Source organism: Streptomyces sp. NPDC058221 (assembly GCF_042882365.1).
In the GTDB taxonomy this organism is placed as follows: domain Bacteria; phylum Actinomycetota; class Actinomycetes; order Streptomycetales; family Streptomycetaceae; genus Streptomyces.
Map to the genome: position 1 here is coordinate 1 of NZ_JBHVWF010000269.1, position 5,191 is coordinate 5,191.

At 71.0% G+C, this 5,191-nt stretch carries 8 protein-coding genes; 4 read left to right on the plus strand and 4 right to left on the minus strand.

What is annotated here, in order from left to right; translation table 11 throughout:
* Positions 1-213: 213 nt before the first annotated feature.
* Complete coding sequence (locus tag ACFVW8_RS38310) at positions 214-348, plus strand: hypothetical protein (RefSeq protein WP_389698535.1); 135 nt, start codon at positions 214-216, stop codon at positions 346-348.
* 69 nt (positions 349-417) lie between these two features.
* The gene (locus tag ACFVW8_RS38315; protein ID WP_389698537.1) at positions 418-1,632 is read left to right on the plus strand and encodes an alpha/beta hydrolase family protein; all 1,215 of its coding nucleotides are present in this window, start codon (positions 418-420) and stop codon (positions 1,630-1,632) included.
* Between the two features lie 303 nt (positions 1,633-1,935).
* Here ACFVW8_RS38315 and ACFVW8_RS38320 read toward each other — a convergent pair whose 3' ends face one another.
* From ACFVW8_RS38320 to ACFVW8_RS38330, 3 genes are all read right to left on the minus strand, one after another.
* Positions 1,936-2,157: a hypothetical protein gene (locus tag ACFVW8_RS38320; RefSeq protein ID WP_389698539.1), complete on the minus strand. Its 222-nt coding sequence runs from the start codon at positions 2,155-2,157 to the stop codon at positions 1,936-1,938.
* Between the two features lie 77 nt (positions 2,158-2,234).
* On the minus strand, positions 2,235-2,681 hold the full coding sequence (locus tag ACFVW8_RS38325) for a hypothetical protein (RefSeq protein ID WP_389698541.1): 447 nt from the start codon (positions 2,679-2,681) through the stop codon (positions 2,235-2,237).
* 13 nt (positions 2,682-2,694) lie between these two features.
* Positions 2,695-3,243 carry a hypothetical protein gene (locus ACFVW8_RS38330; protein ID WP_389698543.1) on the minus strand — a complete coding sequence of 183 codons (549 nt, stop codon included), beginning with the start codon at positions 3,241-3,243 and terminating at the stop codon, positions 2,695-2,697.
* Positions 3,244-3,607: 364 nt separating this feature from the next.
* On the opposite strand from ACFVW8_RS38330, the gene ACFVW8_RS38335 reads away from it, so the two are divergent.
* Together ACFVW8_RS38335 and ACFVW8_RS38340 are read left to right on the plus strand one after the other, a co-directional pair.
* A complete protein-coding gene (locus ACFVW8_RS38335) occupies positions 3,608-4,084 on the plus strand; it encodes a histidine kinase dimerization/phosphoacceptor domain-containing protein (RefSeq protein WP_389698549.1) in 477 nt (158 codons plus the stop codon).
* On the plus strand, positions 4,009-4,887 hold the full coding sequence (locus tag ACFVW8_RS38340; protein ID WP_389698545.1) for an ATP-binding protein: 879 nt from the start codon (positions 4,009-4,011) through the stop codon (positions 4,885-4,887). The genes ACFVW8_RS38335 and ACFVW8_RS38340 overlap by 76 nt, the downstream gene beginning before the upstream one ends.
* 94 nt (positions 4,888-4,981) lie before the next feature.
* Here ACFVW8_RS38340 and ACFVW8_RS38345 read toward each other — a convergent pair.
* The coding region (locus tag ACFVW8_RS38345) for a hypothetical protein (RefSeq protein ID WP_389698547.1) at positions 4,982-5,191 on the minus strand (210 nt) is incomplete at its 5' end.

Genomic DNA, 5,191 nt, shown 5'->3' on the forward strand with positions numbered 1-5,191 from the left:
AACACCACCCACCGGAAACCACTCAACACCTGACACACCCAGCAACACCTCACACCCCAAACACAACCCCCACCCCCAACAGACCACACCAGAACCGACGGTCCTCGGCTGCTGATCTGCTACACGAGTCACACCGGTTGAGGACTGGGGCCGCCTTCGCTGCTGCCCCAGTCCTCAGCGGCGGCGAGCAACCACATGGGCCAGGGGTGACGGTTGAAGCGGGACCGGTGGATCCTGCCGGACCGCGAGCCCGAGCTGGTGGTCGGGATGGCCCCGGACCGCCGGCACGACGGCATCAGCCCCAGGCTGTACACCCGTGGTCCGATGCTGCGCGGCAGGAACACGTGACAGCGTTTCCCTGTGCCCACGGGCCTTCCGTCGCGGCATGGTTGACGAGCCGTCACCAGGGGAGGATGCATGACCACCACAGCGTTCATCAGCCGGAAGGGCATGACACGCCGCAGCATGCTGGGAGCCGCACTGGGAGCCGGGGCCGGAGTGCCGTTGACGGCCGTTGCCGGCCCCGCGTGGGCCGGCCCGGCCGCTCCTGCTGCGACGCGGCTCATACTGCCGGCACCAACCGGGCCGCACCGTGTGGGCACGGTCCAGCTGCACCTCGTCGACCGGTCGCGCCCGGACGACATCGCGGGCCCCGGCCACTTCCGCGAGCTGATGGCCACCATCTGGTACCCCGCCCGGGACGTCGAGCGATACCCGGTGGCACCCTGGATGCCGGCCGGTGCACTTCAGGCGTTCCTCGCCGATGCCGGGTTCAGCGATCTGGCCCCGCTGGGGCCGCTCACAGCCGGCCACGTGGGTGCTCCGGTGCGTCGAACGGACCGGCGGCTACCCGTCGTCGTGTTCTCGCACGGCGCGCACAGCCACCAGGGCGACCACACCGTCATGGTCCAGGAGCTGGCCAGTCACGGATACGCGGTGGTGACAGTGGCTCACCAGTACGACACCTACACCGAGTTCCCCGATGGCCGGATCGCCGTTCCGCTGCGCGGCACGCAGGCACCGACACTGCCCGGCGACTTTGCCGCCGACCTGCGATTCGTCCTCGGTTGCGTCGAGGAGCTCGCCGCCGGGCTCAATCCCGACGTCGACCGCAGGAAGCTGCCGGCCGGGCTGCCCGGCTCTCTGGACCCCCGGCGCATGGGCGCGTTCGGCTGGTCGAAGGGCGCGACAGCGACCGCCTGCGCCATGCTCGCGGACGAACGTATCCGGGCCGGGCTCAGCCTGGACGGCCCGATGCAGATGAACCCGCCGCTGGCCGGCGCCCTGGAACGGCCGTTCATGATGATGTCCGCCGTGTACACCCGGGCCACCGATCCCGAGGCCGCCGCATTCTGGTCGCAGCTGCGGGGCTGGCGGCTGAACCTTCACGCCCAGGGCGCCGTCCACTTCTCGTACGGCGACAACGAGGCTCTGTTCCCACAGATTGCGAAGCTCCTGGGGTGGAGCGGGCAGCAACTCCAGGATGTGATCGGCTCCCTCGACCCCGACCAGGCAGTGAAGATCCAGCAGGCATACCCACTCGCGTTCTTCGACGAACACCTACGCCAGCACCCGAGGCACCTGCTCAACGGACCGTCCCCGGCCTTTCCCGCAGTGGCTTTCCTCCCTTGAGCACCCGCGACCACGGTGCCCGGCCCAACCATCGCGGAGCTGCCAGGGCCACACCGGAGAGATCAAGCCGAACGCGCTGCCGGAATCAACGGCCGCCTCCGAAGAAGTCCAGCCCGAGATCACATCAACTCCTGGGATGAGTTCACACAGCTGCGGCAAGTCAATTTCGGAGATGTGGCCACGCCCCGGCTTCCCCGGATGGATGACCTGTCCGCAGGGCTCGCCTGCTGTCCGTCGCTCACGGAGAACGAGTTGGCGGCTGAGCACGGCGCCGGGCGGCCGGGCCCGACGCCGTGCCCCGCCCTACGCATCGCGCCTTGCCAGCAGCAGGCCGCCGAGCAGCAGCGCGGCGGCCGCCCAGCCGGCCGTCACACCGAGGCCGGCCCAGGGGCCGATGGGCAGCTGATCCAGATGGGTGGTGGCCTGGACGGCGAGCCCCGCGTTCATCGGCGAGATCTGCTCCAGCACGTGCTGCAGACGCGCGTTGCTGATGGTCGCGGCGATGATCGGGAAGATGTACAGCACTGCGAGGACCACCCCGATGGAGGCGGCGGAGTCGCGTACCGCGGTGGCGACACCGAGGCTGAGCTGGGCGACCAGGATCAGATAGATGACCGATCCGACGACCGCGCGCAGCGTCGGCCCTTCGGACAGCGACAGCGCCCGGCCACCGGGGCGGCCATCACCATCCGCCCGGCGAGCAGCGCCCCGAGCACGGCCACGGATCCACCGACGGGGACCACACCGCCGACGACCGCGCACTTGGCCGCGAAGACGGTCGTCCGCAGCGGGACCGCCGTCAGGGTGGTACGGATCATGCCCGTGCCGTACTCGTTGCTGATGACCGGCACGGCCAGAATGGCGACCGGGGCCCGGCCGAGATCGACGCCCACAAGGCTGACCTCGGTCGGGTCGTCGCCGCAGCTCCGGTCGGTGCACGTGAACACCGAGGCCGCCACCGCGCTCAGGCCCACCGTCACCACGACGGTGCCGAGCAGCAGCCACAGCGGACTCGCCAGGGTCCGCAGCTTCGTCCATTCTGCGTGCAATGCCGCTGCGCTGTCATGCGTCCCTTCGCGCCAACAACGCGGCGGCCACGGCCGGCGCCACCACCGCGTAGCCGGCCAGTACGGCGAGGCCGGCCCAGGGCTGCAGCGGGTAGTAGCCGTAGTAGGGCGTGTAGTTACTGGCCACCTGGTGGTGCGTCAGTGTCTGCTGGACGGCGAAGGCGGCTCCAGGCGTCACCTTCGACAGCCAGGTCGCCGCGCCCGCGGGCATGAACGGAATGACCGTCAGGGCGTAGGGCAGCACCACGGCCACCGTCACGGTGGTGACCGCGCCGGCGCTGTGACGGAAGATCGCCCCGACCGCCATGGCCATGATCGCGGCCACCGCGAGCAGCGCCGCGGCCCCGAGCACCACCCGCAGCTGGGTCGAGGACGACACCGGGAAGACGAAGATGCCGTGAGCCTTCGACAGGCTGGTGCCGATCGGGATGGCCGCTGCCGTGCCCACCGCCCCGGCGACAAAGGTGACGGCTCCCACCATCGTCGCCTTGGCCACGAGGATCCGGCTGCGCCTCGGGCTGGCCGCCAGCGTCATGCGGACCATGCCGCTCCGGTACTCCGAGGTGATAAAGGCCCGCGGCCCTCGCCCATGACGGGCATGCTGCGGGGCGGAGCGGCGAGCGCGGAAGCCGTCGTCCGGGCCGCGGTCTCCGACTGGGCCCTCCCGAACATCCTGATGTTCTGGCTGCTCGGGCTGGCCACTGGCCCTGCTGGCCTCGGCCGCGGCCGCGGCCGCGACGCTCGTCGTCGGCGTCGTCGCCACCGTCCTGTCGCTGGTGGGCTTCCACTCCCTGACCGTGGGGGCGCTCTGCGCCACCCTCCTCGCCTTCCACCGGCTCGGCCGGACCGGGCCGCGCCACGTCGCCGCCCTGCTGCTCGTCCCGGCCGCCGCCGTCACGTTCCTCGTGGTGACGCTGCTCAACCACACCGAGCGCCGGGTCGAGATTCCGGCCGTCGTACTGGCCTCGCTCTTCCCCGCTCGCGGCCTGGGCCGGCAGCGATCGGCGGGCGCACCTGGACGCCGAGCAGCACGGGGCCGCCCGGCAGGCCATCCTCAGCCGGCTGACGGAGCACACGGACCGGGGGAACGGGCGCGCATCGCCCGCGAGTTGCACGATGTGGTCGCGCACCACATCTCGGTGGTGGCGGTGCAGGCCGAGACGGCCCGGCTGCCCGCCCCCGGGATGCCGGAGGCCGGGGCGCAGCGGCACCGACCTGATGGACGACATCCGCACCGCGGGCGGCGGCGGCATCAGGCTGATCATGAGCGGTACGCCGGTGGCCCTTTCCTCCGGGCGTCGAGCTGGCCGTGTACCGCATCATCCAGGCGGCACTCACCAACGCGCGGCGGCACGCGCCGGGGGCTGCGGTTGACGTCGAGCTGACGTACACCGAGGCTGCCCTGGTCCTGCGGATCCGTGACAACGGTCCGGGTCCGTCCCCGGCGACCGCGGGGGCGGGCCACGGCCTGCTGGGGATGCGCGAGCGCGCCGCCGCGGTAGGCGGCCGGCTGGCAACCGGCCTCGGACCGGGTCGCGGGTTCCTCATCAAGGCGTCCCCGGTAGACGAGGACCTCGGTGACGGCACCCATCGCGGCGGCTGCGACCAGCGGGTCGGCGAACGGAGTCTCCTCGTTCCACATCCGTCGCCCGTCGGACGTATAGGTCTCCGCTGCGGCGCGCTCCGAGAAGAACACCGAGTCCGACAGCGAGACAGCCGAGAATCCGCACTCCTCGGCTGTCTTCGCAAGCGGCACGAACTGATCCAGCGGGATCATGGCCAGCGCGATCGTGCACTTCATGGATCAGACCACCTCCGTCGGTCCGCTGACGGCGGGAGGCTATCCGGTGGCGCGCGGCGTCTCCCCGCACATCCCACTGAGCGGACGCCTCCCGGGATCGCACATGCCCTGGGCCTTGCCCCGTCCCTCATGGGCGAAGTCCCGCTCACTTGCGGCGGTGACCTTCCGATGACCTTGCTGAAGTCGGCACATGCAGGGTCCGTCAGAATGGCAGAACTCATCGTCAACCGTGCGCACCAGCCTGACGATCGCTCCGGCCGTCCCGTTCGCGACCAGGTCATCGGCCGGATCGCTGATCACCTCACGGCTTGGGGCCCTGGGCATCCACTTCGGGTTGCGGTGGACGGAATCGCCCCCGCGGGGAAGACGCCCCGGCCCGTGCCCTGACGTCTGCGGTCGCCGTGCGCAGCCGACCTGCGGTTCACCTGTCCATGGACGGATTCACCACCCGCGCGCCCGCCGCCACCGGCAGGGCGGCGACTCAGCAGTCGGCTACTACCAGGACCAGGACACCTACGACTTTCCTGCGTTCGCACGGACCGTGCTGACACCGTTGGGTCGATGTGGCGCCCCGCCCTGCCGCGGGCGCCTCAGGGACCCGGCCGGCGTACAGCAGAGCGACGACACACCAGTCACCCCGCCCGCCCTTGCCGTGGGGATCGGGGACGGCCGCGTACTCCAGCGCCGCCCA